Origin of the sequence: Clostridium sp. (assembly GCF_036642255.1) — a bacterium.
Classification (GTDB): Bacteria; Bacillota; Clostridia; order Clostridiales; family Clostridiaceae; genus Clostridium_J.
The window spans coordinates 21,247-41,976 of record NZ_JAVWDJ010000034.1 but is presented as its reverse complement, the minus strand read 5'-3'; the positions used below and the strand labels follow the sequence as shown (position 1 = coordinate 41,976).

Here is a 20,730-nt window from a genome sequence, read left to right as displayed (position 1 = left end):
TAACTCAAAGGAATATCAAAGTACTAAAGATAAATGATAATGATATAGAAGCCTTCTGTTATTTAAGACATAATATTAGACATTTCAGAAAAGATAATATTTTAGCAGCGCAATACACCCAATAGGGTGTATTTTATTTTGGGTTAAAACTAAATTAATTAGTAAAACTAAATATATTAGAAGGCGCTGCTATAAGTAGTTCGACAAGTGATATTACTAAGTGCTGCTAGGGCATATATAAATCCATAAATCATAAGAAGTTCCCTAAGATTGTTATTTATATTAATAGAATCCCATTAGATAAGGAACACTTAGCAAAAAAATAAATAATTAGATAAAAGAATAAATCTAAGTTGTTTGATTGTAATATGTATTTTGATATAATATATTGAATAGAAAAGAAAGGGAGACGTTATATGATGATTTATGTATGCAATAGATGTTCAAATGTAAACATAGAAGAATTAAAGAAGGTTATTCCTGCCGATAAGCTGAAAATCACTTGTATAGCAGAATGCTGGAAATATAAAGACAAAGCATATGGATTTTTCGATGATGCGTTTGTGGTAAAAGATACAGAGTCTGAATTTATAGAGGCTGCAAAAGCTCACCTAGAAATCTAAATTATTAAACTAGCCCCTCATAGATAGGTACAGTACAGAAGCTGTTATCTTTTTATGAGGGGTTAATAAATTTATTTAAATAATTTATATCTAGTTTTAGGAAGCTTACACCCTGAATGTGATATTGTGTAGATTAATAAAAATCATTAAAAGCATGGTAAAGAATATCAAAATAGTAAAAATAAATTCTCATGGTATTTTTAAAATATATAGATAGTTAAAAATCTTCTACTAAGCACATTTGGATTTTAATTTAAGATATCAAAAGTTCATATTATGGATTATTGATGGTTAAAGTTAGCTTAAATCGCAAAGGGCCAGCAAGGATAATAGAGCACTGAAGTTAGTAGTCGCATCTTTTAATATATTAAAAAATTTTAAAAAGAGAGAATTGACTTAACCACATTTTGGAACACTAAGTTTATATAAAAAAGTAAATTCTAAAATGAGGTGTTTCTATGGATAAGAGGTACATGTTTTTTATAATAATTTTAATATTTGCATGTACTTTGTCACGCTCTCAAGTGAATGCATTGCAAGATAATCTTTATTATAAAAATATTATAAGGCTAACTAATGCGGCAAATTTGTTAAAGGAGAAAGAACTCAAGAGTTCCTATATAGTGATATTAGATTCAGGAATAGAGTACGCTTATAAAAAGCAATATGAAGGAAGATATATATACGGAACTAGATGTGTGCCTGCTTGGGGGGAATACCACAGGAACCCATGGACTAGCTATGAAATTGGTATTAATCATGGTACGCAAGTACAATTTATTTGCGATGAGATAATCAAGGCATTAGGTGTTAATGATGAGAATAAGCGTAGTTCATCTCAATCAGTAATGACTATACAATATAAAATTTCAGAAGCTGATGGATTATCTCAGGTGGAAAGATTGATTTTTGCAATCAATGATGTAATAGATTACTATGTGTTAGAAGAAAACCTAAACATAGCTGCCATAAATTTTAGTAGTGTTATAACATTTAGAAAAGAAGATGAAAAAATTCCTGAAGTTAAGAGACTTAAAAATGAACTAGAAGAAGCTATTGATAGGGCAGCTTCATATGGTATAACTTTCGTAACTGCAGCAGGAAATGATAACAGTGAAATCAATAATTATAGTGCTAAACTAGATAATGTTATAGTGGTGGGATCCACAGACAGTAGCAATAATAGAGCACTGTGGGGAGCCTATGGAGGTTCAGGCTTTGGAGAAGATTTAGATATTGTTGCTCCAGGGGATAAAGTCCTAGTATTTAGTAATGAAAGTAATTCAGTTGTAGATAGTGGTACCTCTTACTCTGTCCCTATGGTTTCAACTACCATAGGGTTAATGAAGGCACTTGATCCAACCTTGAAACCTGATGAAATAGAGAAAATATTAAAGAGCAGTGCTACAGACTTGGGTCGAAAGGGAAAGGATGATTATTTTGGTAATGGCTTACTTAATGTGGAGGAAACCATTGAAAAAGTTATAAAATAAATCCTAATTTTATGTTTACGTGGTGAGTAATTACCCGTATCTTTATCACTCTCTTACCTTTTGATGCTCAGAGGAGAAGTTACAATTGAAATTAAGTTACATTATTTCCAATTGTTTCCTGTGAAACAGTTTTTATAAACTTAAAAAGTATAAGCAATAGATTTATTTTAGGTTAATTATTCCACTATAATATAAGTGAGTGAATGAGTGCTGAAAATAAGCAATGTAAAACAAGCAGTATAAAAAAAGGTATCCTAAAGTCCTACTATAATATGCTCTATAAAAATGTAATTTATAAGAAATTGGAGAAAGCAGATAAAATAGTAACAAAAGTGTACAAGCTACATATTATGTTATTAGGCAACAGCACTTTTGTGTTCTTGTTTTGGTTTGGATGATATTTTAAAAGTTGTGTGATAATTAATATTATAAGCCAAGTGTGGACAACCATACTTGGCTCTTTTATTTAGTATCATTTTTAAGTGATTATCATAGAACTCTATTTATTATTTTAGCCAGTTTATGGTTGAAATTTCTCGAAGATAATATGATTTCATTATGACTTAAACTTTTTTATGGCATTTTAAGAAAGTGTATTGATTTCACTTATCGTAGCTTGCAAAGGATAAGTGTAGTGAAAGTTCTTGTAAGTTTTAAAATTCACATAAAAATTAAGGGGGAATAAAATAAAGAAATCTATAAATTTATAAATGTTTAAAGTTGATTCACAGTAAAACAATAAACTTATTATAGTAACTTAGTATTTTATATAAAGTATGTGCCTAAAAATATTTATTTGGCATACTTAATAAATTTACCTAAAGGATAAAAATTTGCTTTGTTGAATTAATAAGCATAGGAGTAATTTGCTATGATTAAATCAATACAACATTTAAGTAATGAAAACTTCATAATTATTGCAGCAATAACAATTTTAGCACCTAATGACTCAAGTTATGAGGAGTTGAACAACTATTCTATTGTAATTAAGGTTAGTTATGGAAACACATCCTTCCTATTAACTGGAGATGCAGAAGATATAGTTGAAAATGAAATTATCACTAAAGGTTACGATATATCTTCTACAGTGTTAAAAATAGGTCATCATGGAAGTAATAGTTCTACTACTATAGATTTTCTAAATAAGGTAGATCCCTAATATGCTATAATATCAGTAGGAAAAGATAAGTCTTATGATCATCCAAAACAAAATGTTTTAGATGCATTGAAAGCTAAAGGAATAAGTGTGTACAGAACCGATGAAAAAGGTACAATTATTGCATCTAGTGATGGATCAAAAGTAATTTTCAATACACAGCCAGGCAGTTATAATGGTTTTGCAACTTCAAATGAGAAAAGTGAAGAAATATCTTATGATAACCAGCCTTCAAGTGATAAAAATACAATTAATGAAGGAACAATTGGTAATACTGCCCAGGTGGCATTATCAGCGAAACCTAGTAGAATTGTATATTGGACACCAAATGGTAAATCCTATCACTATGATAAAAATTGCTCAACATTATCACGTAGTAAGGTTATAATTCAGGGGGAATTTTCAACTGTGCCTAAGTCTGATCCCTGTGATGTATGCGTGAATTAGTAGGAGGTAATCAATGATGTTAATAATAGATAGATTTGGAAAAAGTTTTGCAGTGTGTGAAGATGAAAATGGAATAAATCATGATATTCCAATAAGTCTTATTTCAGGTGAGGCTAAAGAAGGACATTTAATTGAAGAAATTAATGGATTGTTTTATATTAACAAAGAGGAAACAGAAAAACGAAGAAAATATATTAAGGAATTAGCTAAGAATATGTGGAGTTAAAATAATTATCAATAGCAATTAATAATCTTTATTCATTAACTCTAATTTATCGGGAAGCAAGTTATAAAAGTTTGCTTCCTTAAGTTTTTTAGTAATGATTGAATTGAAGTTTATAATAGAAGTGAAAAGATGGGGAGTTAAATATGGATGAAAAAAATCAAGCAATAAAAGTCAGAAAACCTAAATTACCAAAAGTTTTAGAGGAAATTTCTTTAGCAAATGAAGATATTTTGGATGAGTTCTCCCTTTGTTATGGATCAATAAGGGACACTGCAATTCAAGATATAGAAGCAGAAAAGGTATGTTTTAGTGGATTAGTATTTAAAAATGTAGTTTTTCATCATTGTAACTTTAGGAATATGGAACTCATGGATATAAGGTTTGAAGAGTGCGATTTATCAAATAGCAGTTTTAATGAAGCAATAATTCATAGAGTTGAATTTATAAATAGTAAAATTACAGGATCTAATTTTAGTGAATGTACAATGCGAAATGTAACTTTTGAGAAATGTAATGGAAAATATAGCTTTTTTAGATTTTCAAATTTTAAGGAAGTAAATCTTCATGAATGCGAGCTGAGTCAAGGGGATTTTCAAGGAGTTCAGTTTTCAAAGACAGGATTTCAACAATGTAATTTAAGAGAAGCTCAAATGACTGGAGCGCAATTAAAAGGTATAGACTTTAGTGATTGTGATATTCAGGGGATTTGTGTAAGGATAGAAGATCTTATTGGAATAAAGGTCACTGCCTTACAAGCAGTTGACTTATCAAAGCTTATGGGAATAGTAGTAAAAGAGTAAGCTAAGGAAAAACAATAGATAAGGCACGGCAAATATAGAGCTTAAGTTATTGAAATTTAATTTATTTTAAAATTAAAAACTTATGGTTTAGAATAATTACACCTTATACTATTAATATTGTATGTGGTGTTAATACTTTAATGGTGTGATTAAATAGTAAACAATAATTTACAGAAATAAATGCTCCTCTTACAAGAGGAGCATTTTCTTTTGCGATATATTAAGTATAATGATACTGATTTTGTATAAGGTCTTTTATTAGTGGATACTAGTACGTTAAGCATCTCTTCTATTTCATATAATCTTAGATGAGTTTCTAAAACCTGGCTTTCTGTATAAATAAAAGTTTTTTTAGCTACAGTTTCAAAATAGAACAATCTTTTGCATCTATAATGTAAAAATTTCCATTGACTATTCCTATAATTTTCTCATCATTTTTTCTAAGAATTGAAATAAGTCTTTCTAACTCAGAATTTATTACTTTGCATTTTATTATTAATTCAGTTTCTTCAATGTCTGGAGATTCGTCAATTGTTATTTTCAAATTAGCACCCCTAAGAATAAACCATATTCTTTCCTAATTAACACCAATATAAAACTTAAGATATTATATGTAAATGAAGTTAGAACTAAATTGTGATTTTTAAGTACCATTTCTAAAAAGTTTATTATTAGGAATTAACTATTTATGGGATTATAAACTATAACTTATTCATGAGAATAAAATAATATGTATTAAGTTAATAAAATATCGCTGAATAAAATGAGTTAAGCTTGAAAAGGTAGAATAGTATTCATATTGACAAACTAATATCTTAACATAAGGGTTATGCAATTATTTACATAAAATTGTAATATTTACATACATTGAGATATATTATAAAAATAGAGAGCAATAAAAGGAAAATATTTATAAAAAAGAAGTAATTTCTCAAAAAAAGATTGTTTATTAATAAACAATGTGGTAAAATTAAGGAGAAAGTGAAAGTTAATAACATTAATAATATTAACAATATTAAAAACATTACAAATATTTTTTAATTAGGGATGGAGGGGCCAAAATGAAAAAATTATTTTTAAGTTCTTTAATACTTACATTAAGTGTTACTATGCTTGCAGGTTGTGGAGCAAAGGATACTGGCATCGCAAAAGTAGGAATGGGACATATCACATCAATAGCTAAATCTAAGGACCTTGGAGTGGACAAAGATGGTAAAGAAGTTTTACCAACTGCTCAAGCTGACACAATCATTGTTGCTGCTGCTTTTGACAAAGATGGAAAAGTTGCAAAAGTAACAATCGACAATGCTCAAACTAAAATTGATTACAACAAAGATCTTACAGTTAAATCAGATCTTAAAGCTGAAGGTAAAACAAAAGTTGAGCTTGGTGATGCTTACGGCATGATTAAAGCTTCAAGTATTAAAAAAGAATGGTACCAACAAATTGCTGAATTAGAAAAGTGGATGCTTGGTAAAACAGTAGAAGAAATCAAAGCTATGAAAACTGTGAAAAAGGATGATTCTCATCCAGCAGTACCAGATGTAGCTGAACTTAAATCTTCAGTAACTGTATCAGTTGAAGGATATATTGCTGCTCTTGAAGAAGCATATAAAACTGCTGTTGAAGTTAAGGGAGCTGAAAAGGTTGGACTTGGACATGAAGTTTCTATATCTAAATCAACAGGTTTAGGAACTAAAGATGGTAAAGAAGTTCTTCCAGTAGCACAAGTTAATACTGTAATGGCTACTACTGCTTTTGACAAAAATGGTAAGGTTGTAGCAACATTAATTGATAATGCTCAAACAAAAATTAACTATGACAATACAGGAAAAGTAACTTCAAACAAAACTGAAGCTCCAAAAACTAAAGTTGAGCTTGGCGATGCTTATGGTATGATAAAAGCTTCAAGCATTAAAAAAGAATGGTATCAACAAATTGCTGAACTTCAAAAATGGATGGCTGGCAAATCTGTAGATGAGATTAAAGGAATGAAAACTGCTAAAAAAGATGATGCTCATCCAGCAGTACCAGATGTAGCAGAACTTAAATCTTCAGTAACTGTATCAGTTGAAGAATACGTTGCATCTGTTGCAGAAGCATTTGAAAAAGCAAAATAATATGATATAATAAAATCATTATGTATAGACTCCCTCACTTTTGTGAGGGAGTTTTATAATAAGCTTGATTTTTCACTAACAACATAATTTTCATTAAGGAGGATTTTCCATGAGAAGAATAATAGCAGGATTTATGGCAGCAATTATGGTGATGGTTCTTTTTACAGGATGTCAGGAAAAACCTAAAACTGAATATACCAAATATAGTGATAGCTTTTTTGAAGCTTTTGATACAATTACAACGGTGGTAGCTTATACTAAAACTGAAGAGGAATTTAAGTCTTATTTTGGCAAGATAGAAGGACGATTTAAGGAGCTTCATAAGCTTTATGATATTTATAATGACTATGAAGGAATAAACAATGTAAAAACAATTAATGACAATGCTGGTATTAAGCCAGTTAAAGTTGAGAAGGACATTATTGATCTTATTGTATTTTCTAAGAAATGGTATAATGATACAAAAGGAAGGACCAATATTGCTATGGGTCCAGTTCTACGAATATGGCATGATTACCGTGAGATTGGAGCAAATGACCCAGAAAAAGCTCAAATTCCACCTATGGAGGATTTAAAAGCTGCTTTAAAATATACAGATATCAATAAAGTAATAGTAGATACTGAAAATAGTACTGTGTATTTAGAGGATAAAAACATGAGATTGGATGTAGGTGCTGTAGCAAAGGGATATGCCACTGAGGTGATTGCAAAGGAAATAATGGCTGAAGGACTCACTTCAGGCATTATAAGTGCTGGAGGAAATGTAAGAGTATTAGGAAAACCATTGGATGGAGTTAGAGAACGTTGGGGTATTGGCATTCAAGATCCGAGTAAGCCAATAGCATCTGACAGTGAGAACACTCTTGATACTATTTTTCTTAATGATTTATCTGTAGTAAGTAGTGGAGATTATGAGAGGTATTATATCGTAGATGGTAAGATTCTACATCATATTATAGATCCTGAAACTCTTATGCCTGGAGATTACTATCGTCAAGTTACTATAGTAACAGAGCACTCAGGGCTTGCAGATTTTCTATCAACAACTTTATTTTTATTGCCATATAAGGAAAGTCGTGAGATAGCAGATAGCCTTAAAGATGTTGAAGTAATGTGGGTTATGCCCGATGGTAAAATAGAAGCAACTGACGGAATGAAGAAAATAATGAAGAGCAATGGTGCTACTGGTGCAAAGGCAGAGTAGTTAATTTTGATGATTATTAAAATAACTTGATGTAGAAAAAAGTTATTTTAATAATTTCGTGGTACATGTTGTTACATATAATGATAATAAAAAATAAACTGCGGAACTTCAATAGGTTACGATTTGAAGTTTCGCAGCTTTTTATTTAAATGTTAGATATTTGTGATATAACTTCGTTTATATCAGGTAATTGGCTCATTGGATAAACCTTAACCCATTTTACTATACCATTTTCATCTACTAATACATTAGCTCTTTGAGACATACCCATCTCTTCGATGAACAAACCATAATCCTTTGTAACCTTTCCAAGAGGGAAAAAGTCTGAAGGAATTCTTAAGTTCTTTAGACCAAGAGCAACTGACCACACTTTTTTACTAGGAGCAGGATCCACGCTAAACCCTAGAGCAACAGTATTGTGTTTTTCAAATTGCTCCCAGTTACTTTCTAAGGCTCTCATTTGATCGGTGCAAACTGGAGTCCATGCAAGAGGATGCCAAGAAAGTAATACTTTTTTTCCTTTAAAATCTGATAAGTGTACAGGTTGACCATGATTATCCTTTAAGGAAAAGTCAGGTGCAACATCGCCAATTTTAATTAATGTCATAAATTCATCTCCTTTAATTTCATATTTTTAGTATAACATATATTGTAAAAAAATATGATTGTATAAAATACAAATAATACAAAATTTATATTTTTCAGAACAGTAGAAACAAATTTAAAAAATTTTGTAATGATCAAAAAAATTAGTTCAGTGGCATAAATTAAACATGTTGATTGAATTCCAGTGAAGTACCTTTAATAAGCAGTTAAATTATTAATTCAATTTTCTGAATAAAATTTATTTACAGTATATTACAAGTGTGGTAAAATAAAATGTAATAGAGAGTGTATCTAGGGTTCCGATGGAAACGTGTCTGGTCCGAGCGATACAGGATTTAATCTACACTTTTAGGAAAAAAGCCTAAAGGACGAGTCTCAACCTTATGAGATTTATTCTTTGGGCTTTATTTTTTTATAATTTAATTAGGTAATAGGCTATTATAAACAAACATGATCTATGCTTTGGTTATAAATATAAAAAGGGGGGGCTTATATGAGTATCATTAAAGTAAACAATTTATGCAAAACCTTTAAGGTTAAAACAAAGGAACCAGGATTAAGAGGAAGTGTAAAATCAATTTTTGCACCTTCATATAGGGAAGTACAGGCGGTAAAGGATATTTCCTTTCAGGTAGAAAAGGGTGAGATTTTAGCCTTTATTGGACCTAATGGAGCAGGAAAGTCCACCACAATTAAGATGATGACTGGAATACTTCATCCATCCACAGGTGAAATCGAAGTACTAGGAATGAATCCAGTTAAGGATAGAAAAAAATTATCTTATAAGATAGGTACAGTATTTGGGCAGAAGTCTCAGCTTTGGTTTCACTTACCACCTTTAGATAGTTTTAATTTACTAGGAAACATCTATGAGATGGATAAGAGTAAGCTTAAAAAGAGAGTTGAAATGTTAAAAGAAATCTTTGAAATAGGAGATTTAATGGATGTTCCTGTTAGAAAGTTATCTCTAGGACAGAGAATACGTTGTGAAATAGCAGCATCCATCTTACATGAACCAGAAATAATTTTCTTAGATGAGCCAACTATTGGTCTTGATGTAGTTGTGAAACAAAAAATTAGAGAGCTTATATTAGAACTTAACAAAGAGGAAAAAACCACCATATTTTTAACCTCACATGATGCTGGAGATATTGAACAATTGTGTAAAAGAGCAATAATTATAAATCATGGTGAGGTGGTATTAAATGAAACTATAAAGAGACTTAAGTATGATTACTTAAATAAAAAAGAAATTCATATTAAGTACAATGAAATAGTTAATTTAGATAATTGTAATTTAAACATTATTAAGAATAAGGGAAATGCTGTAAAAGTACAAGTGGATACCTCAAAGCAAGACATAGAAGAGGTTATAACCAATCTAATAAAATGTGGAAAGGTTAATGATATAACCATATCAGAAGCACCCTTAGAGGAGGTAATATCATTAATTTATAAACAGAAAAAGGGTGGTGAGGAATATGCAATTACTTCGTAAGTATGGTGAAATTACTAAAATAACTATGTCTAATAACCTAGTATATTTTTGGAATTTTCTTAGTAAAAATATTTTCTTTATATTTATTATGTTTATATATTTGATGTTATGGAAGGCAATTTATAGCGAAAAAGGAGCCATAGTTGGGGGACTTACAATAAACCAAATGATTTGGTACCTAGTTGTTACGGAACTTATAACTCTCTCAAGAACGGATATCCATTTACAAATAAACGAAGATGTAAAAAGTGGGAATATAGCTTATCTACTAAATAAACCTTATAACTATGTATTATATTGTTTTTCTTATTTTCTTGGAGAAGTAGGGGTAAAGCTTTTGACTAATGGAATCATTGGAATTTCTATAGGATTAATTTATGTTGGCACACTAGAAGGTTTTAATATTACTCATTTACCATTTATATTCTTATCTTTAATGGTAGGTTGCTTTATAAATTTTTTTATTTATATATGCCTAGCTTTAACCTCCTTTTGGGTGGAGGAAAACAGTGCCTTTTTTTGGATTTATTCTAAACTTGTATTCACTTTAGGCGGGATGTTAATGCCTATAGAAATGTTTCCAAAGTGGCTTAAGGATATATCGCAATACCTACCCTTTGCCTATGTAACCTATGTTCCAGCAAAGCTCGCTGTAGGTTTTACTTTCAGTGATTTTTTCAAGGGCTTTGGAATTCAAGCGATTTATCTTATAAGTTTTTTTATATTAGCAATGTCATTATACAGAAAGGGGGCAAAGAACTTAAATGTTAATGGAGGTTAAAAAAAGCTTAAAACTTATGGGCTATTATTTTAAATTTAATTTATCAGCAGTAATGGAATATAGAGTAAGCTTTTTAATGCAGTGTTTTGGTATGGCATTAAACAACTCAGCTTTTATATTCTTCTGGTGGATATTATTTAATAATGTAAATAATATTGGTGGCTATGGCTTTACTGATGTAATGATATTATGGGCCTTATCCTCAGCTAGCTTTGGTATTTGTTTTGTAACCTTTGGAAATGTAAATCAAATTACTCGAATGATTTTAAATGGAGAGTTAGACACTTATCTTTTACAACCTAAAGACCCACTTATAAATATACTTTGTTCAAAGACCATAGTGTCTGCTTGGGGAGACGCATTATACGGAATCATTTTATTTATATTTATTAAGGGATTTGATATCAAAGCTTTTGGGTTATTTATACTGTTTTGTATCACTGGAGCACTAATTTTTGCCTCAGTAATTGTCACCTTGCATGCCTTAAGCTTTTATAGTGGAAATACAGAGGGACTTGCACAACTTACTACTGAATTTCTTATAAGCTTTAGCATTTATCCAGAAGGAATATTTAAAGGTGGACTTAAATATGTACTATATACATTGATACCAGCAGCTTTTACAGTATATGTTCCTGCTAGAATTATCAACGACTTTAATATTCTAATGCTTTTAGGTGTTTTAGCTGTAGCTATATTATGGATAGTTATAGCCTATACAATGTTTTATAGAGGCTTAAGAAAATATGAGTCTGGAAATTTAATAACAAATAAACTATAAAAATTTCATGGTTGTATTAGATAGTTAACTTTACTCTTAATGTGAGCTATGTAATACAATATATTTTAATGATATGTAAAACTAGATAAAAAATCAGGGGGAAGAAAATAATGAGGATTGGGGTAATAGGACCTACAGAAAATGAGATAGAGCCATTTATAGATAAAATAACAGATAAAAAAATTAGTGAATGCGCGAAGTTAAAATTCTACTCAGGAGTTTATGAAGGCATTGAAGTAGTATCGGTATTTTGTGGAGTCTGTAAAGTTAATGCTGCTATTGCTACACAAATTTTAGTTGATAAATTTGAAGTAACACATGTAATTTTAACAGGAGTTGCAGGAGCATTAAATAAAAAACTGCATATTGGAGATACAGTTATTTCAAGTGAAATTGCCTACCATGATGTGAAAGGTGGAATCTTAACAGAATATCATCCTTGGATGCAGGATATATACTTTAGATCAGATGGGGAGTTATTAAAGTTAAGTGAAGAAGTTAGTAAATCTTTAGAAGTTACAAGCAAGTGCTATACAGGAAGAATTATTACTGGTGAAGCATTTATTACCCATAATGAAAGGGATAGTTTGATAGAAAGATTTGATCCACTATGTGTTGATATGGAAAGTGCTAGTGTTGCTCATACATGTTATGTAAATAATATTCCTTTTATCGTTATTCGTTCAATGTCAGATAATGCTGATGAAAATGGTTCAGAAACATTTAAAAATAACATGGAAGTTGCAGCATTAAATTCAATTAAATTGATTGAAGGACTTATTAGAAAGCTGGGAAGCTAATACACTAAATTTTCACAGCACATCAGGAGGAATATAAAATGAAGGTATCAATTTTAACTAGTGGGTTTCCTAATGGGTTTACAGAGGAATTTATTAATTGCATAAAGGAATATTATCATAATAATGGGTCATTCCTATTAATTGCATCTGATTTTACTGGGCATTCAAAAACAGATAAATATCTAGCAGGGTTTTTGAGTATGTTTAGAGAAAATGGTGTTGTATTTAATGAAGTTAACACCATAGATGATAGAATTACAAAAGAAAAAGCCCTTGTATATGTAGAAAAATCAGATGTGATTTGGCTTTCAGGTGGAGATACACTGAAGCAGATTGCCTATTTAAAAGAATATAATCTAATTCCTGCCTTTCAAAACAGAGATGGAATTACTATTGGAATGAGTGCAGGGTCAATAAATATGGCTAAAAAAGTAGTATTGGCAAGAGATATAAATGATAATATTCCAGAGCTATCTATTTATGGTGGAATTGGACTAGTTGACATTAATATCGAACCCCACTTAGATTCTGCCAGCGAAGATCATATGAAAGAGATTTATGAAGCATCACAGTATGCTACTATTTATGGAATTTATGATAATACATTTATTGAGATAGTAGATGGGAATATAGAGATTTTTGGTGCTTACTTTAAGTATGAAAAGGGTAGTAAATTGGTGTAATTTTTGCAAATAATATTAAATTAATCTGAACAAGAATTATTTAAATAATTAAGGGGGTAGCACAATGGGATTTGAGGTTGAAAATATGGATGTTCATTTCAATAAATGTGCTTCAGATTATGATAGGCATTTTTATGAAGATCTTGGTATGTGTGAGTTCTATGACGAAATAGAAAAACAGATCATAACATGTGAAGAACCAAAAAATATTTTGGTTCTTGGATGTGGAACGGGATTAGAAATAGAAAGAATTAAACATTCTGCAAAAGTTACAGCAATTGATATTTCTCCTGGAATGTTACAAGAGTTAAGAAGAAAGGAATTGTATCCGAATGTAACATTAAATACAATTTGCAACTCCTATTTTGATGTTGAGTTTGAGGGAAATTACTTTGACTTGGTGCTCTCAACATATTCTTTTCATCATTTTACTATAGAACAAAAGAGAAAACTTTATAGAAAGATATATATTTGTTTAAAAGCAAATGCATGCTTTATAAATGGCGATACTGTTTGTAAAGATAGAGGAATGGAAATTTACTTGTTAAACAATGCTAAAGAGTTATATCAAAGACAACAAGTTCCTTTTGGAAGTATCCATATTGATACTCCACTTGCATTAGACACTGAACTTACTTTACTTTCTGATACGGGATTTAATAGTATATCAGTAGAAAGAAGATGGAATAAGACTGCCTTAATTAAAGCAGTAAAGTAATAGATAATATTGAAATATTTGAAAAAATTTATAATATAGGAAAGAACTAGAGCAATTTTATAAAAATGGTGGTATGAAAGGTAAGGAGAAGAAAATGAAAGAGAGATTCTTATGTATAATGGCACAATTTGATAAAGCAACTGAAGAGAAGTTAAGTAGCATATATAAGACACTTTTTGAAGCTGGTTTTGTAGGTAATCAGACCCCAAATTTGCCTTATCACATTACCTTAGGAACCTTTGAATTAGACAAAGAAAGTGAGTTAAAGGAGTTAGTAAGGAAAGTTGGTAGCAACACACCAAAGCTTCAAATTTCCTTTAATCACATTGGCTTATTTGGAATGGAAGTGTTATTTGTTACGCCCTCTATTTCTCATGAGTTATTAAATTTGCAACAGAAGTTTAATAATAATTATGCAAATGACTTATGCTGGTCACCTCACACTACCATAATTATTGATGAACCAGCGGTTATAGAAAAGTCAATACCTATAGTCGCAGAAAACTTTTCTTCTTTATCAGGATATATTGAAAGTATTAGCTTATACGAATTTTGGCCAACGAGGTTTATTACAGAGGAAAAATTAATATAGTATTCCTAGGCATGAAAATTGCAAGGAAAAAGTTGTTGAACAGAGGGGGATAAACATGGGTTTATATAGTAAGCTTAAAGAAAATATGGAGAAATATAGTGGATGCACTGATTTCTTATATAACATATACGGATTGGATGAAAAGGAAGAATATGAGGCTATAATTTTAGCCCCATCCTGGAAGCCAGAAAAGATATTCAAAAACTTCAATGTAAAAATTGAATTGGTTAAATCGGGACCCTATTACAATGGATATGTTTTACAAAGTGGTAACAAGAAATATGGTTATATACAAACTTCAGCAGGTGCACCTTGCATAGTAGATTGCTGTTTAACCCTAGGAAGTGCTAAATGCAACAAGATTATTTTTGTAGGTGCAGTTGGAGCTTTAAAAGAAGATATGAGATTAGGAGATATTATTACTCCATCAGAATCTATTGCGGGAGATGGAGCATCCCTTTATTTACAAGAAGAAATTTGCTCTAGCAATTTCCACAAGATTGTACATCCAAAACAACATATAAAAGAAAATGCCATAAACATTGCTAGGAACATTGGAATTGAAATGAAGGAAAAAGTAGTATATTGTACTGATTCTATATTTTGTGAGTATCTACACTTAAATGAAATACTTGAACTTGGCAGTGAAGCTATAGAAATGGAAACATCAGCATTTTACCGCTGCATGGAAATTATGAATAAAGATGGAATTGCAATTCTGTGTGTTTCAGATAACTCAGCAACACAAAATGCCTTAGTAGGAAGAAGTGATGAAGATACTGAAACATTTCATAGAAGTAGAGAAACCCTAATTCCTAAATTAATATTGAGCTTATAAAGGTATGTGATAAAAAATCTTTATTACGGAATATAAATAAATTGAGATTTTCCAATGGGTTTGAAATAAAAAGCCTAATTTTACTACAGATGGGAGAACAGAATAATGAAGTTTACAATACTAGGAAGTGGTGGCTGTGTTTCACTACCAAAACCACTCTGTCAATGTGATATATGTAAGGAAGCAAGGGAAAAGGGGAAGCCCTATTCAAGATTTGGTTGCAGCTTATACCTAGAGGATTTGAAGCTAGTGGTGGATACTCCTGAGGATATAGCTCATGCCCTTAACTATAGCAATGTAGAAGAGGTTGAAAATGTGTTATTTAGCCATATAGATCCAGACCACACCTTAGGAATGAGAATTTTTGAGCATCTGCGTTTAAATTGGTTGGAAGTTTCTGAGGGAAAAGAGTGTACAAATCCAATAAATGTGCTAGCCATGAATCATGTAATGGAAGATATAAATACCATTGGATTTAAACATGGCTCATTTTTGGATTATTATGAAAAGGTTAGAAATTTGATAAAAAGACAGATGGTAGAAGAATATATTACCCTAAAAGATATAAAAATTACTTTTATTAAAGCTACTTCAGCTACAGTGTTTGTCTTTGAACAAGATGGAAAAAAGTTTATATATGCACCTTGTGATGTGAAGCCTTTTCCTGAACACAGTATTTTTCAAAATGCTGAGGTAATGATAATTGGAAACACAATTATAGGGGAAAAGTTAAAGGGCGGATTCCTAGTGTCAAAAGATAACTTACTAAGAAAAGAACTATTTTCCATGGAAGAAATTCAGGCATTAAAGCGTAAGTATAACATAAAAGAAATTATTATGACTCATTTAGAAGAAGATTGGGGCAAATCCTATGATGATTATGTGGAGTTAGAGAGGAAATATGAAAATATTAAATTTGCTTATGATGGAATGAGGATTGAGCTTTAATAAAAGTTATCTTACTGATTATTAGTAAAATAAGTATCTAGATAGGAAAGATGTATAAATAGGAGATGAATTATATGAAAGTAGAATTATTAAGACCCACCTTAGAAATGGAAGAGCTGCATTATGATTTTGTTAAAGAATGGGAAGAAGCTGGGGAAGATATTGTGCCTTATTCGGCAAGACTACTTGATATGGATTATAAGTCTTGGCTGGAGAATACCTATAAATTTGAAGAAACCTGCCCAAAAGATTTCGTTCCAGCTCATACTTTTTTCTTGATTGAAGATAAAAAGAGAGTTATAGGAGCTATAAATATCAGACATTATTTAAATGAATATTTATTAAATTATGGCGGACATATTGGCTATGGAATAAGACCCAGTGAGAGAAGAAAGGGGTATGCTTCACTGATGCTATCTCTTGCACTACCTAAGGCAAAAGAGCTTGGTATTGATAGAGCTCTAATTACCTGTGATAAAAGCAACTTAGGTTCAGCAAGAACCATAATGAAAAATGGTGGAGTATTAGAAAATGAAGTAATTAAAGAGAATATAATAACTCAGAGGTATTGGATAGAGCTTTAAGCCAATATAGTTTGCTTAGGTAATCTGAAAGGAAGTATAGTTATGAAGGAAAAATGGGTATATTGGGCTAAAGAATTGCAATCGATAGCTCAAGCTGGATTAACCTATTCAAAGGATAAGTATGACATAGATAGATTTCAGCAAATCAGAGATTTGTCTGTAGAAATATTAAATGAATATACTGAGGTTAGTTCTGAAAAAATAAGAGATTTATTCTGTAATGAAACTGGATACCAAACACCTAAGGTAGATATAAGAGGTGCAATTTTTAAAGACAAGAAAATTCTATTAGTGAAGGAAAGTATTGATGGGTGTTGGTCCTTGCCTGGTGGGTGGGCAGAAGTTAATCTATCAGTAAAAGAAAATATAGTTAAAGAAGCAAAAGAAGAAGCAGGAGCAAATGTAATTCCAAAGAAAATAATAGCTATATTAGATAAGAATAAGAATAATGAATTGCCAGGTGTATATGGAATATATAAGATATTTGTTCTTTGTAAACTTATAGATGAAAGCTTCGAAAAGAACACAGAAACAGAAGAAAGTGGGTTCTTTTCCTTAGACAATTTGCCACCATTGTCAGTTGGAAGAAACACTATGACACAATTAGAGATGTGCTTTAAAGCTGAGGAAGAGGAAAACTTTATTACAATATTTGATTAATATGTTCATTAAGAAATAGCATTATAGATGTTTTAAGCTGTAGATTTTTGTGATTATAAAGAGAATATATTTGGAGGTAAAATATGTTAGTTAAAGAATTTGAAAATTTTATAATAGATATTTTCACAAGAGAAAAGTTAGATATAGTTGAAGGAAAAGAAGAATATGGCTTCACAAATATAGGCACCGAGGAATTATTCAAGGTAGGATACTGTACAAATTTAACTATTGAAACTGCAGAAAAAGCAGTTAAAAATCAGGTGAATCTATTAATAACTCACCATGACGCATGGCCATGGATGGAGGGTATGAAGGATGATATCTTAAAAATTCTGAAGGAAAATCAAATAACTCATTTTTATATACATTTACCATTAGATGATGCTGAGTTTGGTAATAATGTTTCGATTTTAAATAAGCTTGACTTCAAAGTTGTGGATAAATTTTCAAATGATGAGGGAATGTATTGTGGAAGAATAGGGGTATTAGATAATCTAATTACCTTCGAAGAATTAGTTGAGAAAATAGAAGGCTTACTAGAAGAACCAGTACGGAGTTGGAAAAATAATAATAATCTAATAAAAAAAATTGGTGTAGTTACAGGAGCAGGTTTCTCGGCAATAGATATTAAAACCTGCGTAGATATGGGATGTGATGCATATTTTACTGGAGAAAAAATATTATATACTGTTGAATATGCCAAATATGGCAAGATAAATTTAATTGTTGGTAGTCATACTTTTACTGAAATATTTGGTCTTGAAAGCTTAGGAATATTACTTAATGAAAAATGGCCAAACTTAGAAATAATTAAAATTAATGAAGAGCATTTAGAATAAATTTATGGTACAAAGTATTTTTATGGTTGCTAATTTAGAGTAATGACTTTGCTAAAAACACATCTGTATATAGATGTTATTAAAGTTATAGGGGAGGAAGTCGTTGGTGAAGGTTGATAATCTTGTGGAGGAAATAATTTGTCTTGAGAAAATGTTATTAGATCCTATGGTAAGAAAATCAAGAGAAAAACTTAATAAATTATTGGCTAATGAGTTTGTTGAATTTTGTTCATCAGGATATGTATGCAATAAACAAGATACCCTTATAGAATTGCCTGCTAGTGAGGAGATTGAGATAATTCCAGATAACTTTGAAGCTAAGAGGTTATCAAATGATATAGTTTTAGTAACCTACTCCACTTTTAACACAAATACAAAAGTGTCTGTATTGAGAAGTTCTATATGGAAATTTATTGATAATAGATGGCAAATGATTTTTCATCAAGGGACAAAAGTCACAAGCTAATAAAATTACGACTTAAATTAAATATATCCTCACTACAAAGAACACTGTGGAAGATTCCAATTTTAGATAGGGAAATTTGCGAGTTTGAAACCAAGTTTACGTGTGAAGTAACTAGACTAAATAATAACCAATCAATACTAATATTAGACAATGAGATTGAGAAGATAGGTTAAATGAAAAAAGGTACATGGAAAACCATAATAAATTTAAAAAGTAATACAATTTAAATAAGAGTTATATATAAAATTATATATAAATAGGGGGAAGTCATGGGATCAACAAAATATTATGATGTAAAAATCACAGTTGTAAAAAAACTTGAACTAAGTGAAATTCATAATGAATATGCTGCTGAAGGTGTTCATACTACTTGCTTGAAATATAGGGAAGGACAAGAATATATATCAAGGAATTGTAATAAACCTGAAGGATTTTGCAGTTGGGCTTGGGCTGGAGCTCAAGATAAGGTTGTATTTTTAGCATTAGGACATGATTATCCGTGGATCAAGCAAAAAGGAACTGAAGTTTTTTGCTGTGCTGATGGTTTACACCCCGTTCTTTATAAATTAGAAAGGATTGAGGAGTGTATATAAACCAAAGAAAATAATAGTTTAACAGAGCTAATATAAATTTTATGTCTTCTTAATGAGTGAGAAAAGTTTGAAAGTCAAAATGAAAGACGAGATTTTTAATTTTAATGAGTTTATGTAATAGATGATAAGATAGAATATAATATCGATCTTATATAGAATTAAGGAGAAACAATGGATAATTTTAAATTTATGCATAATTATAAACACATTGATAAATACAGGTTAAGTTTTAACGACTTAGCTCAAAGAACCTTTAACATTGATTTTGAAAAGTGGTATCAACTTGGCTTATGGAATGATAGATATATTTGTTATTCTTATGCTGAGGGAGACAACATAGTTTCAAATATATCTGTTAGTATAATGGAGCTTATAATAAATGGACAAAGAAAAAGTGCAGTACAGGTTGGAACTGTCATGACTGATCCGAATTATAGAGGAAGAGGACTGGCAACTAGTTTGATGAATATTGTTTTGAAGGAATATGAAGATAAGTGTGAATTTGTATATCTATTCCCTAATGTTGAAGTATTAGACTTTTACTTGAAGTTTGGATTTACCTCACTTCAAGAAAGTATATTATCTAAAAAAGTTAACATACGTAAAGAAAATATAAGTAATATGAGAAAACTAGACATTTCTATTGAAGAGGATTTAAGTATTTTAACTAAACTAGCTTCAAATAGGCTTCCAAATTCAAATGGCTTCGGGGCGGATAAAGCGGATCATATTCTAACTTGGTATGCGGTGAATGTTTTTCCACACAATATTTATTATTTAGAAGATAAAGAAATCATTGTAATATTTGATACAGAAGATGAAATCATTAATCTCTATGATGTTATAAGTAGAAATGAAGTGGACCTTGATGAAATAGTAAATCAACTCTCTGATTCTGAAATAAAAAGAGTTATCTTTCATTTCACACCACATTCTAAGTATATTGGTGAACAGGAAAAGACTGAAGATCTAGATGATTTATTATTTATAAAGGGAAACATAGATGATATGCCAGAGTACTTTAGGGATCCCATTACATCACATGCATAGCAAGGTAAAATGAAAAAATAATTAAAGAAAAATAAACAAAAAAAGACATAATGTTATTAAATAATAGATAAATAAAAAATTTGAAACTCATGTCTAATATTAAAGGACATGGGTTTTATTTATACATTAAAAGGAAATAGTGATAATTTATAGAATATACAAGAGTAAAGTATAAATTCAGATAATTTCATCGATAAGAAATTAAGATTAAAGGAATAGAGGGA

25 protein-coding genes are annotated in these 20,730 nt (G+C 30.2%); 23 read left to right on the top strand and 2 right to left on the bottom strand.

The window, feature by feature from the left end:
* Positions 1-416 precede the first annotated feature (416 nt).
* The 6 genes from RR409_RS15680 to RR409_RS15655 all read left to right on the top strand — a co-directional run bounded on the left by RR409_RS15680 (position 417) and on the right by RR409_RS15655 (position 4,745).
* Positions 417-623 carry a DUF1450 domain-containing protein gene (locus tag RR409_RS15680; RefSeq protein WP_332558712.1) on the top strand — a complete coding sequence of 69 codons (207 nt, stop codon included), beginning with the start codon at positions 417-419 and terminating at the stop codon, positions 621-623.
* Positions 624-1,081: 458 nt separating this feature from the next.
* On the top strand, positions 1,082-2,116 hold the full coding sequence (locus RR409_RS15675) for a S8/S53 family peptidase (protein WP_332558711.1): 1,035 nt from the start codon (positions 1,082-1,084) through the stop codon (positions 2,114-2,116).
* Positions 2,117-2,987: 871 nt separating this feature from the next.
* Positions 2,988-3,275, top strand: a complete 288-nt coding sequence (locus tag RR409_RS15670; protein ID WP_332558710.1) for a hypothetical protein — start codon at positions 2,988-2,990, stop codon at positions 3,273-3,275.
* A gap of 87 nt (positions 3,276-3,362) precedes the next feature.
* Positions 3,363-3,719, top strand: coding sequence for a hypothetical protein (locus RR409_RS15665; RefSeq protein WP_332558709.1), 357 nt, complete (start codon positions 3,363-3,365; stop codon positions 3,717-3,719).
* A 13-nt stretch (positions 3,720-3,732) separates the two neighbouring features.
* Positions 3,733-3,945: a DUF3006 domain-containing protein gene (locus RR409_RS15660; RefSeq protein WP_332558708.1), complete on the top strand. Its 213-nt coding sequence runs from the start codon at positions 3,733-3,735 to the stop codon at positions 3,943-3,945.
* Between the two features lie 143 nt (positions 3,946-4,088).
* Entirely contained in the window at positions 4,089-4,745 is a 657-nt protein-coding gene (locus RR409_RS15655) for a pentapeptide repeat-containing protein (protein WP_332558707.1), read from the top strand.
* A gap of 355 nt (positions 4,746-5,100) precedes the next feature.
* On the opposite strand, the gene RR409_RS15650 is transcribed toward RR409_RS15655, so the two are convergent.
* Positions 5,101-5,289: a hypothetical protein gene (locus tag RR409_RS15650; RefSeq protein WP_332558706.1), complete on the bottom strand. Its 189-nt coding sequence runs from the start codon at positions 5,287-5,289 to the stop codon at positions 5,101-5,103.
* A gap of 517 nt (positions 5,290-5,806) precedes the next feature.
* On the opposite strand from RR409_RS15650, the gene RR409_RS15645 reads away from it, so the two are divergent.
* A complete protein-coding gene (locus tag RR409_RS15645; RefSeq protein WP_332558705.1) occupies positions 5,807-6,865 on the top strand; it encodes a hypothetical protein in 1,059 nt (352 codons plus the stop codon).
* A gap of 109 nt (positions 6,866-6,974) precedes the next feature.
* A complete protein-coding gene (locus tag RR409_RS15640) occupies positions 6,975-8,069 on the top strand; it encodes an FAD:protein FMN transferase (RefSeq protein ID WP_332558704.1) in 1,095 nt (364 codons plus the stop codon).
* 145 nt (positions 8,070-8,214) lie between these two features.
* Here the strand turns inward: RR409_RS15640 and RR409_RS15635 are convergent, their stop codons facing one another.
* Positions 8,215-8,676: a redoxin domain-containing protein gene (locus RR409_RS15635; protein WP_332558703.1), complete on the bottom strand. Its 462-nt coding sequence runs from the start codon at positions 8,674-8,676 to the stop codon at positions 8,215-8,217.
* Positions 8,677-9,168: 492 nt separating this feature from the next.
* Between RR409_RS15635 and RR409_RS15630 the strand changes: the two genes are divergently transcribed.
* The 15 genes from RR409_RS15630 (at position 9,169) to RR409_RS15560 (ending at position 20,506) form a co-directional block, all read left to right on the top strand.
* Positions 9,169-10,173 (top strand): ATP-binding cassette domain-containing protein, encoded by a 1,005-nt coding sequence (locus tag RR409_RS15630; RefSeq protein ID WP_332558702.1) that lies wholly within the window; start codon positions 9,169-9,171, stop codon positions 10,171-10,173.
* Positions 10,157-10,954, top strand: coding sequence for an ABC-2 family transporter protein (locus tag RR409_RS15625; protein WP_332558701.1), 798 nt, complete (start codon positions 10,157-10,159; stop codon positions 10,952-10,954). The genes RR409_RS15630 and RR409_RS15625 overlap by 17 nt, the downstream gene beginning before the upstream one ends.
* Complete coding sequence (locus RR409_RS15620; RefSeq protein ID WP_332558700.1) at positions 10,938-11,735, top strand: ABC-2 family transporter protein; 798 nt, start codon at positions 10,938-10,940, stop codon at positions 11,733-11,735. Before RR409_RS15625 ends, RR409_RS15620 begins: the two co-directional genes overlap by 17 nt.
* 110 nt (positions 11,736-11,845) lie before the next feature.
* Positions 11,846-12,535 (top strand): 5'-methylthioadenosine/adenosylhomocysteine nucleosidase, encoded by a 690-nt coding sequence (locus tag RR409_RS15615; RefSeq protein ID WP_332558699.1) that lies wholly within the window; start codon positions 11,846-11,848, stop codon positions 12,533-12,535.
* 38 nt (positions 12,536-12,573) lie between these two features.
* Positions 12,574-13,218, top strand: coding sequence for a Type 1 glutamine amidotransferase-like domain-containing protein (locus RR409_RS15610; RefSeq protein ID WP_332558698.1), 645 nt, complete (start codon positions 12,574-12,576; stop codon positions 13,216-13,218).
* A gap of 64 nt (positions 13,219-13,282) precedes the next feature.
* Positions 13,283-13,936 (top strand): class I SAM-dependent methyltransferase, encoded by a 654-nt coding sequence (locus RR409_RS15605; protein ID WP_332558697.1) that lies wholly within the window; start codon positions 13,283-13,285, stop codon positions 13,934-13,936.
* A gap of 94 nt (positions 13,937-14,030) precedes the next feature.
* Complete coding sequence (locus tag RR409_RS15600) at positions 14,031-14,528, top strand: 2'-5' RNA ligase family protein (protein WP_332558696.1); 498 nt, start codon at positions 14,031-14,033, stop codon at positions 14,526-14,528.
* 55 nt (positions 14,529-14,583) lie between these two features.
* The gene (locus RR409_RS15595) at positions 14,584-15,366 is read left to right on the top strand and encodes a phosphorylase (protein WP_332558695.1); all 783 of its coding nucleotides are present in this window, start codon (positions 14,584-14,586) and stop codon (positions 15,364-15,366) included.
* 105 nt (positions 15,367-15,471) lie between these two features.
* Positions 15,472-16,314, top strand: a complete 843-nt coding sequence (locus RR409_RS15590; protein ID WP_332558694.1) for an MBL fold metallo-hydrolase — start codon at positions 15,472-15,474, stop codon at positions 16,312-16,314.
* A gap of 74 nt (positions 16,315-16,388) precedes the next feature.
* Entirely contained in the window at positions 16,389-16,898 is a 510-nt protein-coding gene (locus RR409_RS15585) for a GNAT family N-acetyltransferase (RefSeq protein ID WP_332558693.1), read from the top strand.
* Positions 16,899-16,940: 42 nt separating this feature from the next.
* Positions 16,941-17,558 carry an NUDIX hydrolase gene (locus tag RR409_RS15580; RefSeq protein WP_332558692.1) on the top strand — a complete coding sequence of 206 codons (618 nt, stop codon included), beginning with the start codon at positions 16,941-16,943 and terminating at the stop codon, positions 17,556-17,558.
* Between the two features lie 83 nt (positions 17,559-17,641).
* The gene (locus tag RR409_RS15575; RefSeq protein WP_332558691.1) at positions 17,642-18,397 is read left to right on the top strand and encodes a Nif3-like dinuclear metal center hexameric protein; all 756 of its coding nucleotides are present in this window, start codon (positions 17,642-17,644) and stop codon (positions 18,395-18,397) included.
* Between the two features lie 106 nt (positions 18,398-18,503).
* The gene (locus tag RR409_RS15570) at positions 18,504-18,863 is read left to right on the top strand and encodes a DUF4440 domain-containing protein (RefSeq protein WP_332558713.1); all 360 of its coding nucleotides are present in this window, start codon (positions 18,504-18,506) and stop codon (positions 18,861-18,863) included.
* Between the two features lie 269 nt (positions 18,864-19,132).
* Positions 19,133-19,456: a TIGR04076 family protein gene (locus RR409_RS15565; RefSeq protein WP_332558690.1), complete on the top strand. Its 324-nt coding sequence runs from the start codon at positions 19,133-19,135 to the stop codon at positions 19,454-19,456.
* Positions 19,457-19,627: 171 nt separating this feature from the next.
* Positions 19,628-20,506 carry a GNAT family N-acetyltransferase gene (locus RR409_RS15560; RefSeq protein ID WP_332558689.1) on the top strand — a complete coding sequence of 293 codons (879 nt, stop codon included), beginning with the start codon at positions 19,628-19,630 and terminating at the stop codon, positions 20,504-20,506.
* Positions 20,507-20,730: the final 224 nt, after the last annotated feature.

Bases quoted from the DNA above. Each gene is read 5' to 3' on its own strand.
- RR409_RS15680 (WP_332558712.1), top strand. From the start codon at position 417: ATGATGATTTATGTATGCAATAGATGTTCAAATGTAAACATAGAAGAA.
- RR409_RS15675 (WP_332558711.1), top strand. From the start codon at position 1,082: ATGGATAAGAGGTACATGTTTTTTATAATAATTTTAATATTTGCATGT.
- RR409_RS15670 (WP_332558710.1), top strand. From the start codon at position 2,988: ATGATTAAATCAATACAACATTTAAGTAATGAAAACTTCATAATTATT.
- RR409_RS15660 (WP_332558708.1), top strand. From the start codon at position 3,733: ATGATGTTAATAATAGATAGATTTGGAAAAAGTTTTGCAGTGTGTGAA.
- RR409_RS15655 (WP_332558707.1), top strand. From the start codon at position 4,089: ATGGATGAAAAAAATCAAGCAATAAAAGTCAGAAAACCTAAATTACCA.
- RR409_RS15645 (WP_332558705.1), top strand. From the start codon at position 5,807: ATGAAAAAATTATTTTTAAGTTCTTTAATACTTACATTAAGTGTTACT.
- RR409_RS15640 (WP_332558704.1), top strand. From the start codon at position 6,975: ATGAGAAGAATAATAGCAGGATTTATGGCAGCAATTATGGTGATGGTT.
- RR409_RS15635 (WP_332558703.1), bottom strand. From the start codon at position 8,676: ATGACATTAATTAAAATTGGCGATGTTGCACCTGACTTTTCCTTAAAG.
- RR409_RS15630 (WP_332558702.1), top strand. From the start codon at position 9,169: ATGAGTATCATTAAAGTAAACAATTTATGCAAAACCTTTAAGGTTAAA.
- RR409_RS15625 (WP_332558701.1), top strand. From the start codon at position 10,157: ATGCAATTACTTCGTAAGTATGGTGAAATTACTAAAATAACTATGTCT.
- RR409_RS15620 (WP_332558700.1), top strand. From the start codon at position 10,938: ATGTTAATGGAGGTTAAAAAAAGCTTAAAACTTATGGGCTATTATTTT.
- RR409_RS15615 (WP_332558699.1), top strand. From the start codon at position 11,846: ATGAGGATTGGGGTAATAGGACCTACAGAAAATGAGATAGAGCCATTT.
- RR409_RS15610 (WP_332558698.1), top strand. From the start codon at position 12,574: ATGAAGGTATCAATTTTAACTAGTGGGTTTCCTAATGGGTTTACAGAG.
- RR409_RS15605 (WP_332558697.1), top strand. From the start codon at position 13,283: ATGGGATTTGAGGTTGAAAATATGGATGTTCATTTCAATAAATGTGCT.
- RR409_RS15600 (WP_332558696.1), top strand. From the start codon at position 14,031: ATGAAAGAGAGATTCTTATGTATAATGGCACAATTTGATAAAGCAACT.
- RR409_RS15595 (WP_332558695.1), top strand. From the start codon at position 14,584: ATGGGTTTATATAGTAAGCTTAAAGAAAATATGGAGAAATATAGTGGA.
- RR409_RS15590 (WP_332558694.1), top strand. From the start codon at position 15,472: ATGAAGTTTACAATACTAGGAAGTGGTGGCTGTGTTTCACTACCAAAA.
- RR409_RS15585 (WP_332558693.1), top strand. From the start codon at position 16,389: ATGAAAGTAGAATTATTAAGACCCACCTTAGAAATGGAAGAGCTGCAT.
- RR409_RS15580 (WP_332558692.1), top strand. From the start codon at position 16,941: ATGAAGGAAAAATGGGTATATTGGGCTAAAGAATTGCAATCGATAGCT.
- RR409_RS15575 (WP_332558691.1), top strand. From the start codon at position 17,642: ATGTTAGTTAAAGAATTTGAAAATTTTATAATAGATATTTTCACAAGA.
- RR409_RS15565 (WP_332558690.1), top strand. From the start codon at position 19,133: ATGGGATCAACAAAATATTATGATGTAAAAATCACAGTTGTAAAAAAA.
- RR409_RS15560 (WP_332558689.1), top strand. From the start codon at position 19,628: ATGGATAATTTTAAATTTATGCATAATTATAAACACATTGATAAATAC.